This window comes from Shewanella sp. Shew256, from assembly GCF_002196695.1.
Taxonomy (GTDB): Bacteria; Pseudomonadota; Gammaproteobacteria; order Enterobacterales; family Shewanellaceae; genus Shewanella; species Shewanella mangrovisoli.
The window spans coordinates 95,984-114,647 of record NZ_NAJR01000002.1 but is presented as its reverse complement, the minus strand read 5'-3'; the positions used below and the strand labels follow the sequence as shown (position 1 = coordinate 114,647).

At 45.8% G+C, this 18,664-nt stretch carries 17 protein-coding genes and 1 tRNA gene; 7 read left to right on the top strand and 11 right to left on the bottom strand.

What is annotated here, in order from left to right; translation table 11 throughout:
- Positions 1-578: 578 nt before the first annotated feature.
- The 4 genes from B5P39_RS03370 to folB all read right to left on the bottom strand — a co-directional run bounded on the left by B5P39_RS03370 (position 579) and on the right by folB (position 3,231).
- Positions 579-1,418, bottom strand: coding sequence for a putative RNA methyltransferase (locus tag B5P39_RS03370; protein ID WP_088210470.1), 840 nt, complete (start codon positions 1,416-1,418; stop codon positions 579-581).
- A gap of 84 nt (positions 1,419-1,502) precedes the next feature.
- Entirely contained in the window at positions 1,503-2,303 is an 801-nt protein-coding gene (locus B5P39_RS03365; protein WP_011717919.1) for an undecaprenyl-diphosphate phosphatase, read from the bottom strand.
- Positions 2,304-2,321: 18 nt separating this feature from the next.
- Positions 2,322-2,825 (bottom strand): 2-amino-4-hydroxy-6-hydroxymethyldihydropteridine diphosphokinase, encoded by a 504-nt coding sequence (folK, locus tag B5P39_RS03360; RefSeq protein ID WP_086903112.1) that lies wholly within the window; start codon positions 2,823-2,825, stop codon positions 2,322-2,324.
- 55 nt (positions 2,826-2,880) lie between these two features.
- The gene (gene folB, locus B5P39_RS03355) at positions 2,881-3,231 is read right to left on the bottom strand and encodes a dihydroneopterin aldolase (RefSeq protein ID WP_088210469.1); all 351 of its coding nucleotides are present in this window, start codon (positions 3,229-3,231) and stop codon (positions 2,881-2,883) included.
- Positions 3,232-3,492: 261 nt separating this feature from the next.
- Here folB and plsY point away from each other — a divergent pair, with 261 nt between their 5' ends.
- On the top strand, positions 3,493-4,104 hold the full coding sequence (gene plsY / locus B5P39_RS03350) for a glycerol-3-phosphate 1-O-acyltransferase PlsY (protein ID WP_088210468.1): 612 nt from the start codon (positions 3,493-3,495) through the stop codon (positions 4,102-4,104).
- Between the two features lie 95 nt (positions 4,105-4,199).
- Here the strand turns inward: plsY and tsaD are convergent, their stop codons facing one another.
- Positions 4,200-5,216, bottom strand: coding sequence for a tRNA (adenosine(37)-N6)-threonylcarbamoyltransferase complex transferase subunit TsaD (tsaD, locus tag B5P39_RS03345; protein WP_088210467.1), 1,017 nt, complete (start codon positions 5,214-5,216; stop codon positions 4,200-4,202).
- A 214-nt stretch (positions 5,217-5,430) separates the two neighbouring features.
- Between tsaD and rpsU the strand changes: the two genes are divergently transcribed.
- The 6 genes from rpsU to B5P39_RS03315 all read left to right on the top strand — a co-directional run bounded on the left by rpsU (position 5,431) and on the right by B5P39_RS03315 (position 11,248).
- Entirely contained in the window at positions 5,431-5,646 is a 216-nt protein-coding gene (gene rpsU, locus B5P39_RS03340; protein ID WP_006080725.1) for a 30S ribosomal protein S21, read from the top strand.
- Positions 5,647-5,652: 6 nt separating this feature from the next.
- Positions 5,653-6,096 carry a GatB/YqeY domain-containing protein gene (locus tag B5P39_RS03335; protein ID WP_088210466.1) on the top strand — a complete coding sequence of 148 codons (444 nt, stop codon included), beginning with the start codon at positions 5,653-5,655 and terminating at the stop codon, positions 6,094-6,096.
- An 83-nt stretch (positions 6,097-6,179) separates the two neighbouring features.
- A complete protein-coding gene (gene dnaG, locus B5P39_RS03330) occupies positions 6,180-7,904 on the top strand; it encodes a DNA primase (RefSeq protein ID WP_088210465.1) in 1,725 nt (574 codons plus the stop codon).
- Between the two features lie 135 nt (positions 7,905-8,039).
- The gene (gene rpoD / locus B5P39_RS03325) at positions 8,040-9,890 is read left to right on the top strand and encodes an RNA polymerase sigma factor RpoD (RefSeq protein WP_086903108.1); all 1,851 of its coding nucleotides are present in this window, start codon (positions 8,040-8,042) and stop codon (positions 9,888-9,890) included.
- Positions 9,891-10,180: 290 nt separating this feature from the next.
- Positions 10,181-10,257, top strand: a tRNA-Ile gene (locus B5P39_RS03320).
- Between the two features lie 256 nt (positions 10,258-10,513).
- The gene (locus B5P39_RS03315) at positions 10,514-11,248 is read left to right on the top strand and encodes a helix-hairpin-helix domain-containing protein (protein WP_088210464.1); all 735 of its coding nucleotides are present in this window, start codon (positions 10,514-10,516) and stop codon (positions 11,246-11,248) included.
- Positions 11,249-11,691: 443 nt separating this feature from the next.
- Here the strand turns inward: B5P39_RS03315 and B5P39_RS03310 are convergent, their stop codons facing one another.
- From B5P39_RS03310 to B5P39_RS03285, 6 genes are all read right to left on the bottom strand, one after another.
- The gene (locus B5P39_RS03310) at positions 11,692-13,122 is read right to left on the bottom strand and encodes a DUF3987 domain-containing protein (protein ID WP_176399851.1); all 1,431 of its coding nucleotides are present in this window, start codon (positions 13,120-13,122) and stop codon (positions 11,692-11,694) included.
- Positions 13,123-13,403: 281 nt separating this feature from the next.
- Positions 13,404-13,826, bottom strand: coding sequence for a hypothetical protein (locus tag B5P39_RS03305; protein WP_088210462.1), 423 nt, complete (start codon positions 13,824-13,826; stop codon positions 13,404-13,406).
- Entirely contained in the window at positions 13,823-14,011 is a 189-nt protein-coding gene (locus tag B5P39_RS03300; protein ID WP_088210461.1) for a hypothetical protein, read from the bottom strand. Before B5P39_RS03300 ends, B5P39_RS03305 begins: the two co-directional genes overlap by 4 nt.
- A 114-nt stretch (positions 14,012-14,125) precedes the next feature.
- Positions 14,126-14,806, bottom strand: a complete 681-nt coding sequence (locus B5P39_RS03295; protein WP_088210460.1) for a hypothetical protein — start codon at positions 14,804-14,806, stop codon at positions 14,126-14,128.
- Positions 14,799-16,106 carry a tyrosine-type recombinase/integrase gene (locus B5P39_RS03290; RefSeq protein ID WP_088210459.1) on the bottom strand — a complete coding sequence of 436 codons (1,308 nt, stop codon included), beginning with the start codon at positions 16,104-16,106 and terminating at the stop codon, positions 14,799-14,801. Before B5P39_RS03290 ends, B5P39_RS03295 begins: the two co-directional genes overlap by 8 nt.
- 433 nt (positions 16,107-16,539) lie before the next feature.
- Positions 16,540-18,660, bottom strand: a complete 2,121-nt coding sequence (locus B5P39_RS03285) for a methyl-accepting chemotaxis protein (RefSeq protein ID WP_088210458.1) — start codon at positions 18,658-18,660, stop codon at positions 16,540-16,542.
- Positions 18,661-18,664: the final 4 nt, after the last annotated feature.

Sequence of the window (18,664 nt, the reverse complement as noted above, 5' to 3'; positions counted from 1 at the left end):
TGAGAGAGATGAAAGCGAATAGCACATCCATCCAAGCCTTTTTTTATGGTCTCAGTTAATCTAAGCACCAATCTTATCTTTAATCCCCCTCTCTCATTTAAGCCTGCACTTTCTCGTCTCTTTAGCCCTTTACACTCACCATCTCTTTAAAACTCATTCGACTTGATGGCATTGTCTATTCAACACAGAAGTGAACCACACATTTGTTTTAAGCGGATTTGAGTTTTAATCTCATCCATAAACTTAGATTTGAAGTTTTGTTAATCCCGATGAATCTTTTTACTTAAAACTTTATTTTTGCCCCAGTGTTATCGCTAGCATTTTAAAGAAACTGCAACGCGACAAACTGAGGCTATTAGGGAAACAAAGGCAATAAAAGGGTAATAATTGTGAGAGACAAAAGCGTAATAAAGATAAAGTTTAAGGGACGCCGTTTCGCATTTACATTAAAACAACATAAAAAGCTCGATTAGTATCATAGACTTGCGCAATTCGCCCTATTCAAGCACCCTGAAACGCATTCCCTAAGCCAATGAATAGACTAAAAAACATCCTATTTAATTTTGTATTTTGGCCAGTTAGGACTCAATTAAAGACTTTTGCGCTAAGACCAAAACAAAATCAATTTCCAGCACATCGAAGGCTTTCGTCCGAATAAGGTGTTTGACTTGTTCAGAGGCGCGCCACGCATAGGGTGTCATATCCAACAAGACCAGCGCTTGTTCACCCGTGACAGACAAACTAAATTGCAATCGCTGCTGCTCTTTGACAATTAATCCCGAAGGCAAATTAATTTGGGGAGTTTTTTCAGCCAGTTCCGGATAAATACACTCCCTGATTTGCCACAAATGCCGCGCCCCCGGGATCACCTGTAATATCAAGCCATGTTCTTTCAGTACTCGAACGCATTCCTTCCCCTTCAACGGCTTATCGAGCACAGTGATAAGGTCAATGCAATTGTCGGCAAAAGGCAGCACTTTTGAGGTGCTTAAGCAGAGTGTTGCAGGGGTTTGCGCTTTGGCCGCTGCAAAAATAGTATTTTCTGCGTCCGCTACGCCGCTGTACTGGACGTTTAGCTCGTTTGTGAGATTAGGTAGTGCAGAAGCTAAAGCACGCAAATAGAAGCCGTCAGCGCACTCGTAGTCCAATAGGCAATCATCGGCTTTCAGATGAGGTGCAATCATCGCCGCCATTTTTTCAACTAAAGGTGAAAAAATCCCCGACTCAAGCAAGAAGCGCTTTGCCCGCACTTGCTGACGGGAGTCGCCAGTCGGCTTTTGTCGTGCTGGTTTAGTAAAAATCCAATAACCCGCTTCATTTTTATCAAAATGGTGCTTATTTGCACAGTAAAAACCTTGGGATGCCTGATGCTGCATCAGTGCCGAACCACAGGTAGGACATTGAAATTGAAGGCCCATAACTTACTCCGTTAACGAAAATCCACGCCTAAAAACACAAAAATCGGGTACTAGACCCGATTTTTTAGCCATGGCGCCCCTGTATTATAGGAAGATAAATCCACATAACACAGCACCGAGGATGAGGCGATAAATCACAAATGGCGTCATACCCATACGGCTGATGATTTTTAAGAAATAGTGAATACACAGATAAGCGGCCACAAATGAAATCACAGTGCCAAGTGTCAGTGCTTGATAATCAATAGGAAGCGGGCTTTCGGCCAAATCTTTACCCACTAGAATAGCCGCGCCCAGACTGACAGGCACAGACATCAAGAACGAGAAACGCGCTGCGGCATCGCGGCTAAGGCCTAACATCAGCGCGGCCGTCATCGTCGCGCCCGAGCGTGAAGTACCAGGGATTAACGCCAGCGCCTGAGCAAAACCAATTAATAGCGCCTTGCGCCAACCCGTTTGATAAACCGTTAAGTCACGGCGAGACATCTTATCTGCCCACCAGAGCAGTAAACCAAAGACCACAGTCGTCACGGCGATCACGCCAGCGCTGCGCAAATGGGTTTCGATAAAGTCTTTGGCCATAAAGCCAAAAAACACTGCGGGTAAAGTAGCAAGAATGATCCACCAGGCTAACTTACTGTCATCGGAATGCTGACCTTTTACCATACTGGCAATCCAAGCCTTGAACATGGCCCAGAGTTCATTGCGAAAATAAATCACCACGGCGAATAATGAGCCAGTGTTGACGGCAACGTCGAAGGATAAGCCTTGGTCTTCCCAGCCTAAAAGCTGTGCGGGTAGGATAAGGTGCGCCGAACTAGAAATGGGGAGGAACTCTGTTAATCCTTGAATTAACGCTAAAATAATTACCTGAAACGTATCCATGACAATCCTATCAATCAATTAAAAAGTGAGCCCATGAGGCCATTCAAAGGCTACTGGCCACAGCTTTTGCGACGCTTTATCATATTCATCCCACATTACGGCATAGGTTTTCTGCTGCAATGGGTGAACCAAATTGGGGGCGATTTCCGCTAAAGGCCAAAGCACAAAAGCATTAGTGACAATTTCGGCGCGGGGCAGTACCACTGGGGTCTGACAAACGACATCATCGTAAAGCAATAGGTCAATATCTAAGGTTCTTGGACTAAACTTTTTGGCCCCCACCAACCGGCCGTGATTTTGCTCGATTTGCTTAAACTGCGCAACTACCTCAGCAATATTCAGGCTCGTTTGTGCACAGGCCACCATGTTTAAAAAGTTAGTGCCATCAAACCCTACGGCTTCACTCTCATACATAGAGGAAAGCTGCAGTGGACCAAAGTGCTCTCGTAATGACTGCAAGCCCGCCTTTAGATAGCGAGAAGGTTCTATATTACTGCCTAAACTAATGTATATACGTGCCATACCCATGTCCGAACCGTCTGCCTAACTAAGCTAAAACCCGAATCTACAGTAACGATTAGTGTGAGCGTTCAATCTCAACCCCAACGGCAGCAGCCGAAGGCACGGCACCGGGTTTCATCACTACGACTTTCACCCAATTGACCTTAAACTCGTTGAGCACACATTCAGCCACTCGCTCGGCAACGGTTTCGATTAACTCGATGGGCTTTTCGGTGACGAGCTGAGTCAGGCGGTTCGAAACCGTCTCATAGCAGAGCGCGTATTGATAGTCGTCGCTTGCCGCGGCGGCTTTATTGTCCCAAGCCATGTCGAGATCCAAAAACAGGCTCTGCTGGATTTTCTTTTCCCATTCATAGACGCCAATCACAGTATCAATACGTAATTGTCGAATAAGCACTTTATCCATACTAATTCCTACTAACTCATGCCAATGAGGTCTGATAAGCTAAACGCGATAGTGTCTGTATAATCCGCCGTTCGATGGAACGACTAATTTACTTTCTACTCGGACCAATCCGAAGTAGGATAACGCCCAAATGGATTTGTTCGTTCAGAAACTATCGCAACTTGATAAGTCGCGTTATCGCTATCGCTTATGACTGAATGCTTGCCAAGAGGCTGTTTAATTGTGGCGCGATAATACCTTAAGACGTGTAAGGAAACCAATGTGAGTCAATTAACACTGACACTTTTGATGATTGTGGCCGCCTATTTAGCCGGTTCTGTCTCAAGTGCTGTGCTAGTGTGTAGGATGAGAGGCCTACCCGACCCCAGATTGCAAGGCTCAGGCAACCCCGGAGCCACCAACGTGCTGCGCATTGGCGGCGCAAGCTCGGCTGCCATGGTGTTATTTTTCGATATGCTTAAGGGCGCCTTACCCACTTATCTTGCCTATTTAATGGGAATCGACGCCATTTCCCTCGGTTTGATCGCAATCGCCGCCTGCCTTGGCCATATCTATCCGGTATTTTTTGGTTTTAAAGGTGGCAAAGGTGTAGCGACCGCTTTTGGTGCTATGGCACCGATTGGCGATGACTTAGCCATCTGCTTAATGGCTTCTTGGGTCGTCTTAGTCCTGATCAGCCGCTACTCTTCACTCGCGGCAATTATTACCGCCCTGCTGGCACCACTTTATACTTGGTGGCTGGATGACAGATTTACGATCCCCGTCGCTATGCTCTCAACGCTGATTATCATCCGCCATAAAGAAAATATTCAGCGGTTACTGAAAGGTGAAGAGTCTAAGGTGTCACGTAAAAAGCGTCCTAAAGCACCTTAGTCACGCAACGTCATAGTGACTCATCCAAGAAAACAATAAAAAAAACAGCGCATCATGCGCTGTTTTTTTATTCTGCTGACTTAGCCTGCGATAACTCATGCAACAGGCGGTAAGGTATCGAGCGGCCATCTAGGTTGACCTTTGACCGCTAAGTCTTCCTGTTGCCCCGCCCTTAAACGCTGCAGGCCAGCAAAGGCGATCATGGCACCATTGTCAGTACAGAATTCACCACGAGGATAATAAACTCGGCCACCGATAGAGGTCATCATCTCGGCCAAGGTTTCCCGTAGGCGCGTATTGGCACTCACGCCACCTGCTATCACTAAACGGTTATAACCTGTTTGTTTTAACGCGCGGCGACATTTAATCGCGAGCGTATCGACGACCGCTTCTTCAAAGGCGCGGGCGATGTTCGCGCGGGTTTGATCATCATCGGGCTCAGCGGCAATGGTATTGGCGGTAAAGGTTTTCAGGCCAGAGAAACTAAAATCGAGTCCGGGTCTGTCGGTCATTGGCCGCGGAAATTGATAACCTGCTGGCTCGCCTTTGGCGGCCAGTTTCGCAAGCCGTGGACCGCCAGGATAATCCAGCCCCATCAACTTAGCGGTTTTATCGAAGGCTTCACCGGCGGCGTCATCGACCGACTCACCTAAGACTTCATAAAGGCCGATACCATCAACCTTCACTAACATGGAGTGGCCGCCAGACACTAACAGTGCCACAAAGGGAAACTCAGGCGCATCGTCTTCCAGCATTGGCGCCAGCAGATGCCCTTCCATATGGTGCACACCGATGGCGGGTTTATTCCAAGCAAAGGCAAGTGAGCGGCCAACACAAGCGCCCACTAATAAAGCACCGATAAGGCCAGGGCCTTTGGTGTAGGCAATCCCATCTAAATCGGCAATCTCGGTATTGGCATTTTTCAACGCTTGGCGGATCAGCGGGACAATTTTGCGCACATGGTCGCGGGAAGCCAGTTCAGGCACAACCCCACCATAATCCGCATGCAACTTAACCTGACTATATAAAGCATGGGAAAGTAACCCCTGCTTATCGTCATAGACGGCAATACCTGTCTCGTCACAAGATGTCTCAATACCTAGAACCCGCATGGTGCCTCATATCCAAATTACCAAAGGGCGCTAATTCTACCTGTATGATGACAATTACTCCAGTCGCCGATCATCATATTCCCGAGGCCAACCCCGCCACACAGGATTAGGGCTTTACAAGCCTAGTTGTCTCGGTATAAAATTCCGCACCATTTTAAATACACTTGGTTCAAGCAATTGAACCACACAACCTACACCTAAGGGGTGATGGCGTATGCCAATTATTAAAGTACGTGAAAACGAACCATTCGACGTAGCTCTGCGTCGTTTCAAGCGCTCTTGTGAAAAAGCTGGTATTTTAGCTGACGTGCGTGCTCGTGAATTCTACGAGAAGCCAACTACTGCACGTAAGCGCGCTAAAGCAGCTGCAGTTAAACGTTTAGCTAAAAAGCTTTCTCGCGAAAACGCACGTCGCGTACGTTTATACTAATCTCTTATGAGCCTAATTGATCAGCTAAAAGACCATATGAAACAGGCCATGATCGCCAAAGAGAAGGCGAGATTGAGTACTATTCGTATGGCACTTGCAGCCATCAAACAGATTGAAGTGGATACCCGCGAAACCCTGAATGATGAGCAGGTTATAGCTGTCTTAACCAAAATGGTGAAACAACGTCGCGATTCGATTGCTCAATATGAAGCAGCGGGTCGTAGCGAGTTGGCCGCAGCAGAAGCAGAAGAGATTCAAGTTATTGAAACTTTCCTGCCGACTCCCCTCTCTGAGGCGGAAATTGCTGCGTTCATCGATGCCGCTATTGCTGAAATAGGCGCATCCTCCATGGTGGATATGGGCAAAGTAATGGGAGCATTAAAACCTAAAGTTCAAGGACGTGCAGACATGGGCGCTATCGGCGCTATGATCCGTGCAAAATTGCAATAATTAGCGTTTCAATGTATGAACAAGCCGTGCCTATGCGCGGCTTGTTTGTTTAAATTCGCGCAAGGCGAGATTTTAAGCACTCAATGGCAATACCTCGTGATTTTATCAATGAGCTAATCGCTCGCACCGACATTGTCGAGCTTATCGACCGCAAGGTGCCCTTGAAAAAGGCGGGTAAAAACTACTCGGCCTGTTGTCCTTTTCATAGCGAAAAATCACCTTCGTTTACCGTTAGCCGCGATAAACAGTTTTATCATTGTTTTGGCTGCGGTGCCCACGGCAACGCCATCGATTTTGTGATGGAGTACGACAGACTCGACTTTGTCGATGCCATAGAAGATCTTGCCGGACAACTGGGCTTAGAAGTCCCAAGGGAACAAGGCACGGGTAAACGCCAAGACGATGGCCTAAGCCGTGATCTATACCAATTAATGGAAGAAGCGAGCCGCTTTTTTCAAACTCAGTTAAGACAACACCAAGATAAACAAAAAGTCATCGACTACCTCGCCTATCGCGGATTATCCGATGATATTGTTGAGCATTTTGGGATTGGTTTTGCGCCCGACGGTTGGGATGGCTTATTAAGCCGTTACCGACATAGTCAAGATGCACAGGATAAACTCCTGACCGCAGGCATGCTGATCAGCAATGACAGCGGTAAAAGATACGACAGATTCCGTGACCGCCTGATGTTTCCTATTCGCGACCGCCGTGGTCGTGTGATTGGATTTGGTGGCAGAGTATTGGGAGATGGCACCCCCAAGTACTTGAATTCGCCAGAAACGCCCATATTTCATAAGGGCAATGAACTCTACGGCCTATACGAGCTAAAACAACGTCATCGCGATCCCGATAAGGTACTGATTGTCGAAGGCTATATGGATGTGGTCGCCCTCGCCCAATATGGCGTGGATTACGCGGTCGCCTCCCTTGGCACCTCGACGACGGCTGAACAATTCCAATTGTTGCTGCGTAGTGCTAAGGAAGTGATTTGTTGTTATGACGGCGATAGAGCCGGTAATGAGGCCGCCTGGCGCGCCTTAGAAACCGCTTTACCCCTACTCAAACCTGGGGACAAAGTGCGTTTTATGTTTTTACCCCAATCTGAAGATCCGGATTCAATGATTCGTAAGATTGGTAAAGACGCCTTCGAGCAAATGATGGAAAGTGCCATCACGCTGCCCGAATTTTTGTTTGATACATTAGCGACAAAATTTGGTACCGATAAAGGTAACTTAGCCAAACAAGCCTTTGGCCTAATTGAAAAAATTCAAGATACTGTGCTGCAAAACCTACTGCTTGAGAACTTAGCTCACAAGTTAGGCATGAACAGCTCAGACGATATGAAGAAAAAACTGGGTTTTAGTGTCAAACAAACTAAGCCCACAGCATCAACGGGACTCAAAGGACGCGGTACGCCATTGCGACTTGCCATCGCCTTGTTAGTACAGCATCCCGAACTGGGAGTGGGATTATCCCCACAACCGGCATTAAACCATCTGCAAATGCCAGGCATCGACTTGCTGCCATTGCTGTTGGAATTAACACGAGAGCATAGGTTAAACAGCGCACAACTACTTGAGCAATTCAGAGACAGCCCCCACAGCGGGACGCTGCATAAATTAGCCCAATGGGACCATCAAGTGGCGGATGAAAACCTGCTCGAAAAGTTTAAACAGACCCTGGTTTGGTTGAACAATCAATATATTGAACAACGATATCAGGAATTGAGTCTAAAACAGACCCATACTAAGGAAGAGAAGATCCAGCTGCAGAAGCTGATCTCAGTCATGAAAGGACTAAACTGAGGCAAAAATGTCCTCAATCAGTATCCCAGTGACTAGCACAGGTAAGTGCACATGGCTATAATTGACGATTTGCGCGGCACTTAGCACAAGCTAACTGTCCGTCGTTGTAACAGTTTCCCAACTTGGATGATATCTATGGATCATACTCCGCAGTCGCAACTCAAGCTGTTGCTTGCCAAAGGTAAAGAGCAAGGTTACTTAACCTATGCAGAAGTGAACGATCACTTACCTGCAGACATGGTCGATTCTGACCAGATCGAAGATATTATCCAGATGATAAATGACATGGGTATTCGGGTGTTCGAAGAAGCACCAGATGCCGATGACATGATGATGTCGGAAGACAACACAGACGAAGATGCAGCGGAAGAAGCCGCAGCCGCCCTTGCCACAGTAGAAAGTGAGCTAGGCCGCACCACAGACCCAGTGCGTATGTACATGCGCGAAATGGGTACCGTTGAACTGCTGACCCGTGAAGGCGAAATCGTTATCGCCAAACGCATCGAAGAAGGCATCAACACAGTTCAAAGCTCTGTCGCCGAATACCCACAAGCGATCGCCATGATCCTTGAGCAGTACGACCAGTACGAAGCCGACGAACTGCGCCTGTCTGATATTATCTCTGGATTTGTTAACCCGGACGAAGAAGACCTAGGTCCAACCGCGACTCATATCGGTTCTGAATTATCGGAAGAAGATCTCGATGATGAAGATGACGATGAAGACGACGAAGACGAAGACGGTGATGGCGAAGGCGATGACGATGGCAACAAGGGTCCCGATCCTGAAGAAGCGCGTGAACGCTTTAGCCAATTAAGAACCGCCTACGAAAACGCGCTTAAGATCATCGATGCCAAAGGTCGTGAACACCCAGAATCGATTCAAGCACTGTTTGAAATCGGTGAGATTTTCAAAGAGTTCCGCCTCGTACCTAAGCAATTCGACCGCTTAGTGAAAAGCATGCGCTCTATGATGGACCGCGTTCGCGTTCAAGAGCGTCTACTGATGAAGCTCTGTGTCGAACAGGCCAAAATGCCGAAGAAGAACTTTGTTAAATTCTTCACCGGTAACGAAACCAATCTCGATTGGTTCGATGCAGAAAAGAACTCAAACAAGCCTTATGCCGAAGGCTTGAGAATGGTTGAAGAAGACGTACAGCGTTGCCGTAGCAAGCTGGCCGCCATCGAAGAAGAAACCGGCTTAGTGATTGCCGCCATTAAAGACATCAACCGTCGTATGTCAATCGGTGAAGCCAAGGCTCGCCGTGCGAAGAAAGAAATGGTTGAGGCAAACTTACGTCTGGTAATTTCTATTGCGAAGAAATACACCAACCGTGGTCTGCAATTCTTGGATCTTATCCAAGAAGGTAACATCGGTCTGATGAAGGCCGTTGATAAGTTCGAATACCGTCGTGGTTACAAGTTCTCGACCTATGCGACTTGGTGGATCCGTCAGGCAATCACCCGCTCAATCGCGGACCAAGCCCGTACGATCCGTATTCCAGTACATATGATCGAAACCATCAACAAGCTGAACCGTATCTCTCGCCAAATGCTGCAGGAAATGGGCCGTGAACCCTCACCTGAAGAACTGGCAGAGCGTATGATGATGCCGGAAGATAAGATCCGTAAGGTACTGAAAATCGCTAAAGAACCTATCTCCATGGAAACCCCAATCGGTGACGATGAAGATTCGCATTTAGGTGATTTTATCGAGGATACCACCCTCGAATTACCACTGGATAGCGCTACCAGCGAAAGCCTGAAGAGCGCCACCCATGAGGTATTAGCAGGCTTAACGGCCCGTGAAGCGAAAGTACTGCGTATGCGTTTTGGTATTGATATGAATACCGACCACACGCTAGAAGAAGTGGGTAAACAATTTGACGTAACCCGTGAGCGTATCCGTCAAATCGAGGCGAAAGCCCTGCGTAAACTGCGCCACCCTTCACGTTCGGAAATCTTAAAGTCGTTCTTAGACGAATAGTCAACCGAAGCATCGATTCTAAGCCCCGCCTCGCGGGGCTTTTTATTGCCCCTATTAACATCCCTTAAAATTCATCCTGAATAGCCATTACTAAGCTCTCTTTCAAAATCAAATGGTTAAAAATCACTTCTCCATTCAGACGATATGAAATCCAGAAGCCAAAACCACAGTTGATTAACAGATAACCACTTGAATCAATTCGGTGAATTTCATCAAAAAACACGGGTGACAAGCGCAAACAAGCTTAGTATACTGCCACTCGCTTTAGGTAATGACGATTGCCTTTAGTCGGCCCCTTAGCTCAGTTGGTTAGAGCACACGACTCATAATCGTTAGGTCCACGGTTCAAGTCCGTGAGGGGCCACCATATTCTGATAAGGCGTAGCAGGTTAGTAACCACTACGCCTTTTTCATACCCATCTATTTTGCCTGTAGTTGTGCCTGTAGTAGTGGGAATGTACCTGTGATTAGCAAAGCGTCCCCCCCCAAGAATTAGCTTCTCTGATACAACCAATTTGAAAATTACTGTTCAGCCTAAAAAGTTGATAAACTCCCTTACGCATACAGATTTCATTTCACAACCATTCAAACAATTAATTTTTAGATAAGAGGTTGGAGTTGCTATGGGACTTTTAAAAATAATTATTAGCTTGCTCAAAAGTTCTTCCAAGCCATCTAAAAAGCGTAAATCAACAAGCCCTAAAGCCAAAACCAACCTTAACCCTGACGATGATTTAATTCAGGGAATGGTGTTTCATCCCACACTTAAGCTCAGTACCCCTGTCTGGATTTTAAAAAAGTCCGGTGAAGTATACTCTGGCAAGGGAACCCCACCAGATTATGGAGGGCAAGCGTTTGGCTGTTGGGTCTACAAGCTCAGCCCTGAGTTCGACATTTTCGAGGAAGGTGAGATGGCAGCCTCAGATGCGGGTAGCGTAGATAAGGATCAATACTTAGATTACGCAGTCGGCTTACTCTCCATTTTCGAATCTGATGGCAGCATCAATGACAAAATGGAACTAGCACGCCATTACTCAAGCAAAAACAAGAGCCTGAAAAATATCGAAGCAAAAATCTGCAAGTTCTATTCTGAGGATAACATCTGCAATGTTATGTCACGCTTCATCTCGAAAGAGGACTGTTTGACCTACTTTAGGGATAAAGAAGGATTTACTCATCTAGTTAATGGAGTAAACAAAAAGGTCAAAACAGCTTTTGATTCCAGTGGTATAACTACTATCAACCAGTTACTGTCTTTAACTGAGTCGGATTTATTGAAATTGAATGGAATAGGCAAAGTAACAGCGGCCAAACTCTATTCTGAAATTCAGAACCTTAATGATTTTTTCAGCAAATAAATGTCAGGTTTTATCAGGTTTTTAGCCAAGATAGCCTCAATTTCCTGTGGCAAATCCTTAGCTCAACCTTAGCTAAAACCTTACCTTAACCTTGCCCAGCTCCTTTTTATAGAAGGGAAATTAAATCTACCTCCACGCGCCCTTTAAGGAGTAAAGAAATTCAAATGGGCATCCTTTAGGGACTAAAGAAACTCGAATGAGGTATCCTTTTAGGGATTCCATAAATTCGAATTTCAGTCTCTGTAGCGCACATGCCTAATCTGACTAATTCATTGTAAAGCTAGGCTATCTATGGGTTTCAGCTAGGATGGAATCATGCCTAGTCAATCCTAATCGGCCTAAATTTAGGATCATTAGGAAGGTAATAGCTTTCCCCCTCCCTAGCTGTAACGCTTACCACGCCTGTATTTGCCAGAAATTAGGCTGATTAGGCAGGGTAACTCCTATTGAATAACATAAACATTATGAGACCGACCTGTTGAGCCCATCATCGAAGTCACGGCCAAAATTTTGTCCTTAACCATCGCATTAAGAGTCTCAGCAATAGCGTTACCCGCCCCACCACGCTTTACCTTAAATACCGCTAATCCCTTACAGCCCTGTTTAATCTCGGTTTCCCTAAGTGGTCTATTTCTTTTGCTCATAAAATTCAGAATGGCATCGTATTCCGCAGGCTTACCAATAAAGCCTTTAGTCGTAGCTATGTGATACACCTGCTTATTGCTCCATCGTGCGAGCTTTACCGCCATAACAATGTATTGGTGGTCAATGATGTTGCCTACTGACTTATCAGCCAAAAGCGCTTCCATCACATGCAACACGCTGGCGACTTTTAACACCCGTTGATCTAACTTACCCGCATAACTTCTCATTAAATTTGAGTCAAAAGCTGAGCCGCCCCCCATGAGTTTTTCAACTTCATTTTTTTGTTGATTAATGTATTCCCAGCTTGAATGGGACGCATGGAGGCAATCCAATTCTGAGAATTTTCTCAGCGGGATAACTAGCTCATCAATTTGCTTTTGAACGTCAACATCTTGGGCGGGATCACCCGTTAACACTAAATCAAGCGAATTAGCGATCCTCTCCCTATCGTAGCCATTGTTAACGATAACCTGCTCAATAATTCTCTTAATAGCATTGGCATAAGCATTTTGTAATTCAGGTGAAATTTTATGGGACTCTGTATGATCTCGCATACCCAGCATGTCTGTCTCAGTAAACAGAAAAAAACGCTCAGATATGCCCGTTCCGTTACTGCTCGATAGGATCTTGTCGATAGTGCCATTTTGGCTAATCAAAATAATAGATCCGTGTACGTTTCCAGCATATCCCTTCCGAGTAGTGCGAGCCGATGAATGCCAGTCCCCAGAGTAACCTTCCAAAATCAGGCTGTTATTGTTATTACTGCTATTTTCCTTATAGCTCAGTCCTAACAATGTGCTGATTAGTGTTTGTTCTGTACTGGCTAACATAAATAACCCACCAGCATTACTAAGCGTGTTCTCCATCGCTTCGGGTGTGGTATCGGTTAGAAAGCCTGTAAATGGAATATGAGCTTCTCTAAGGCTTTTTAAGGCTTCAAATACTGGTGCTTGCATCATTGAAACCAAGCCACTTTTGCCCGTACTAGGAGGCTGTTCACAAGCAACATAAAGGCCAACGGGTATCTTTCCTCCATACTGATATTCTGTACGATACAACATGGAAACAGCGGCAGATACCACGCCTAACATGGTCATAATTGCGGTATCTCTTGGCATTTTGACAACCGCGCCAATATCTAGTGCCACATCTACCAATTTGCAGCCTTGCAGTATTTCGATTAATTCACCCTTATCCAACTGGCTTAACGCTTCTTTTGGTTCGTTCATGTTACGCCCCTCTTTCGTTTGCAAAATCGCCCACATGAACGCAGCTCATAGTCGCGCTAAAACATTTACCAATCCGATTAAATGTCAACTTTTGTCTACTTTTTAAGAAATTGCTTATGAAACTTGTCCATTCCCATTTCCCAAGGTTTTGAATACAAGCACAGGGACTAACACTGTTAATATTTCTCATTTGGATGTACTCTTAATTCTGCTGGTGGTCTGCCTCGCGAAAGAAAAACCACCAGCGAGTTACCCTGAGCGTCTAGCTAATTACTAGGCGCTCACTTATTTTCGCTTTCCAGACTTAGTAAGTGTTCCTCAGCCTCGGACAATTCAGCCCTTGCCTTACGGACTCTCGCTTTTTCATGGATAGATTGCCCCAAGCTTTCGCGTGCCAGCTCTACGCGCCTTTCGGCCCTTGCTCTTGCATCAAGCTTTGGTTCTTCCGATAAGTGTCTAGGGTCAAGCTTTCGGCCCACAATAAGTCCCTTGTCGTCACAAACGGGAATGATATTCCAGAAGCCATAACGCTTACCCATGAGCTGCTGCAAGGGCGAACGGCAATTGATGCCCACCTCATAACAAATCAGCTCAACATTGGCTACCTCACCATTAGCAAGCAAGGCTAATAGACGATAAGATTTAGAGTTGGTCTTGGGAATTACGTTTGAAGGTACGGTTTTGAAAATTTGTTGAAGGCTCATTTTCTCACCTCCAACTGGGTTTCCCCATTTTCAAACCGAGTTAATTGATCTTCGGTCCAGCCTAGAAAGACTTTCCCTGCTCTTTTTGGAGGCTCTAATGTCCTATCCTTGGCCCACCAGCGCCAGATAGTGCGGTAATTTTTACTGTAGCGATTTTCTAGATCTTGATAAGTGTAATAGGCCATTTTAGGCTCCTGTTTCGAGGTTTATTGAAACTCAATAAGGGTTTATTGAGAACTCACGAAACAGAATACAAAAATAGACTGAGAGCTAGGGGGACAATGTTTTTCAGTGAAGAATTAAGGCTTGTTTTTATCCTTTTCGATGGAGGCCAAGATCATTTCTATTCCATCGTGCTGTCGCTGGTTTAGCTGCTCAAACATTTCAGCTCCTGTTACAAGCTCTGCGTCTCCAGAACGAATTGATACTACATGCAAATGCTCTCCTCCTCTTAATTCTAATATTTCCTCTCTCGTTTCTTCCTCAAGCTTCCATATTTTCCAAATTTTTAAAAGTTCTACTTTGTTTTCAAAGTTCTCAGACATCCAATCAACGACAAGCCCATCTCGTAAAAAGCTGCTTACGTCATTCCACTTATCCTTAAATTCATCATTTGGAAATACACAGTAATTGCTTGAATTTTTTAAACTGATCCTAAAATTTTCTTTATCTTCACGAGAAAATGACCACAGAGGCTCAGTTATTCGGCCTCCATTAATAAGCTTCTCCCACTCTTTAGCCTTTGCAAGCCCAAGTTTTGAGAATACATCTTTAAACTTATCAAAGCTTCGCTTTACGGGTTTTACCTTATTATTCTTAAATTCACAGTAAGAATATGCCTCTGAATTAGGATGTATCAAACGAGTTGTATCTGTCCAAGTCGCGTTTGGATAATTACGTCTATGTATTGCTATTTTGACTTCATCAATTATTCCATTTTTTTTATAACAGATTCCTTTTTTGGGCCCACGCTTACCCATGCTTCCGCCCTCCAAAGTCGATAACCTTAGCCTCTATGCCATTTAATCGCGCTTCCCACTTTTGCATTGCTTCACGCTTTTCTGGCAAATAGTCATAGCGGTCATAGTGTTTGCTGGAAACGTCATTAAGGGCATGGTTTTGTATTCTGTCCCTTAGTTCCTTAGATATACCGAGTTCACCCATTAGCGTTTTACAGGTGCGCCTAATATCTCGTCCAACGAACGGCTTAAAGTCTGGCTTGGCCTCCCTAAAGCGAGTGATCGCCCTAGAAAAACTGTCTGTCCTTAAGTGCTGCTGTAAGTCACTTCCATGTGGAAAAATGAATGGGCCACCCTCAGACTGATTCTGCAATGCCATCAGAGTGTTTATTGCGCTATCAGTTAAGGCGATAAGGTGTGGTCGTTTGTTTTTGCTTACCTCAGCGGTGATAAGTAAGGTTCGTTCTTTCCAGTTAACCGACTCCCAACGACTAGCCGCCAATTCATAAGGTCGCTGCCCTCCTGTTTCAAAACACAGTCTCAATAAACCAGATACCATAGGGCCAATTCTGCTTACTGTGTGGAAAGTGCCTAGTAACTCTCTCACTTCTTCAAGTGTTAACCAGTTATCTCCGACTTTTTCCGCGCTTGATTGCTTAGCGACAACCTGAGCAGGATTAGTTAACAGACCGAATTTAACGCCTGTGTGCGCCTGTGCTGGGTTTAAGTCGTGTTTAAGTCCAAAGTTAAAGGCTGCCACCATGTAGCTTCTAACTCTGTTTGATTGAACTACAGCGCCACGCTGGATCATGCTTGATAGGATAGGGACAATATCCGTAGGTTGAATATCTTTAGCTTTAGTAGCTGGTGGAATATGTGGATAGACTTCTTTTTCCAGTGACTTGATAACGGCTTCATGGGTTCGCTTACCGTCTGCCTTCATTTTGTCAGTGTACGCCCTAAAGAGTTGCTGAATGCTCCCCCTCATGGCTTCGGCCTGCTCTTGCGCTTGAGCCTGCCTCTCTCTCCTTTCTAATTCAATTTTAGGGTTGATACCCTGTGCCAGCATTTCGGCATAAGTATCACATTCACTTTGGGCAGCCGTCATAACAAAGTTATCCGACACTAAGCCCATTCTTATGAACTGCCTTCTGCCTTCAAAAAAATAGCGATACAGCCACCGCTTTGTGCCTGTACTGCTCACCTCAACACCTAAACGCCCAGTGCCCCTTTCGCCAGTGTCTCGGTAAACCTCATAACGCTTGCCTGTGGTCTTAAGCTCGATAACTTGCGGATAAGTTCTAAACGTCAGCTTTGCCATCGTCAGTTACTGCCTGTAGTTTTGCCTGTAGTAACAGAAAGATAGCATAGGATTTTTTGAGATACCACGAGAAACACCAACTTATAATTTAGTCAATTATTACAGTAAATTACAAACCAATTTCATCTCGTTCCATTTCATATTATTTTACAATTATTACGACTCATAATCGTTAGGTCCACGGTTCAAGTCCGTGAGGGGCCACCACCCAATTCAACAAAAAAGCCCATTTCATAATGGGCTTTTTTGTGTCTGTCATCTATCAATACTCACTCATTCCCACGCACTTCATTTCCGATAACCACTCAAATGTGATTTCGATTTGCCCTTTTAGGCTATTGCTAAAATAAGACCAAAAACAAAGGCGCTGAGTGAAATTCACTTAAGCGCCTTGGTGACTTTCCCTTGTGCACGCTGTGCAAGGGGACTCGATTTAGGTCTTTAACTTACCTAATTGTTGATGCTGCTGTTTCACCAGTTCGGCAAGGACCACACTGCTTTGCTGCGCTTCACCCGCAAGGCGCGCCAGCTCAGAGGCCGAGTCTGAAATTCCGGTGATATTACGATTAACTTCTTCCGTTACCGCGCTTTGTTCCTCCGCGGCCGCGGCAATATGCGTCACCTGAGAAGAAATTTCCTCTATCTGACTGACCATAGAATTAAGCGATGTGAGTGCTTGCTCTGTTTGCGACACGGCCATTTGCGCACGCTCAGCACCTTTATCAATAATGCCTGAGGCACTATTCACCTCTTGCTGCAGGGCATCGATCAGCACGCTGATATCATCGGTCGAACTTTGGGTTTTAGAGGCAAGCGCCCTCACCTCATCGGCAACTACGGCAAAACCCCGTCCTTGTTCACCCGCCCGCGCCGCCTCAATTGCGGCGTTCAGGGCCAGCAAATTAGTTTGCGCGGCAATCGAGCTAATTACCTCAAGAATACGGCTGATATTCGTACTGCTTTCAGCCACTTTGCTCACGGCCACTTTCGCCTGCATCGACTCCTGCGACATAGTGGTCACGTATTCCATCGCCTTAGTCAGGCTCTCTTCGCTAAGACGCACATTGCGCGACATGGCTTCGGTTTCCGCGGCGGTTTGCTCAGAAGCTTTCGCCACTTCAAGCGCCGTGGCACTCATCTCATTAACCGCGGTTACCACGCTTTCGATTTCGCCATACTGACGATGGACACTATCGCGGGTCAATTCCGCAATTTGTGCCGAGGAGAGACTTTCTTCCTGGGTGCGTCCCGCGAGCGTTTTTAACTCGCTGATGAGGTCTTTCAACTTATGAATAAAGGAGTTGAAGCCTTTACCCAGTGCAATCAGTTCCGCATGGGCATCGACCACAATCGATTGGGTTAAATCACCATCGGCGCTGGCCAAGTGCTCCACACGGCCTTGGATCATCTTGAGCGGCGCAATAATACTGCGGATCACTATACTGATAGTAACCACGGCCAGAATAGACACGGCTAAACCGACCATCAACAAGATGCTGCCAAGGGACGTGGCCATTTCATCCATTTTGTCATTCAACTCAATGGAGCTCTTAAAGGCTTGAGCCTTAGGGACTTGGATAGCCAATGACCATTCCACTTTCGCCAGTGGGATTTTTATCGGATAGGCCACGATAATCTCATCATCGTTTGCCATATAGCCGCCATTCTTATGTAACGCGACTATCTGCGAGGCAAGTTTAGGATCAATAGATTCGCTCAGAGGGCGTGCTTTTTTGCTGTAATGACTCGCGGCAACCACTAACCCACGGGTACTGAGTAAGGTTACCTTGGCTTGACCGTCGTAAAGACTCTTAGACAATTTATCGATTAGGGCCTGAAATACGGGCAAGTTCACATCGACACCCACCACCCCAATAAACTGCTTATGCTTGACCACTGGCACGGTCAAAGAGGTCATCAGTGCATTATTACCTGGGGTGATTTCATCGAGATAGGGCTCCATCAAACAAGGCTTTAGGGTTTCCTTAGCACAGAGATACCATTCTGCTTCACGGATCCCAAACTCGTTTAAGGTCGTGACATATTTTTCTGCTGAATCATCTACTTGATTATGCTCGACCGTGCCATCATCGTTGCGAGTGTAGTACACCTCCAATGATCCCGATGATGCAACGCTATGGCTAACCTCGACATTTAAAAACTCACTGTCGAGCCCGTCGTAACCATTAGGCTCAAACTGCGCGTACATGGAGGATATCTGGTTATTTTTCTTTAATACCGCCGCCACGGCCAGCTCTAAGCGATCACGCTTTAATGGCAACTCTTCCGCGGTGCTCTCTAACATGCCGGAAAAGGAAAACGGGATCCGATAGGCTTCATTGATAAATCCCGCCACCATCTCACCATATTCGCCCGCACGGGCTTCGAGTTTGTCACGGGTTTCGGTTTGTAATGTCTCTTGAACCTGATTAGACAGCTCTGTGTTTTGGTCCGAAAGGGTCCACCAGAGGCTAATGGAGAGAATGGCAACAATTGAGAGGAATAAGGCGGAAGTGATCCACAACAACTTAGTACTGATGGACAAATGCTTCATCGAG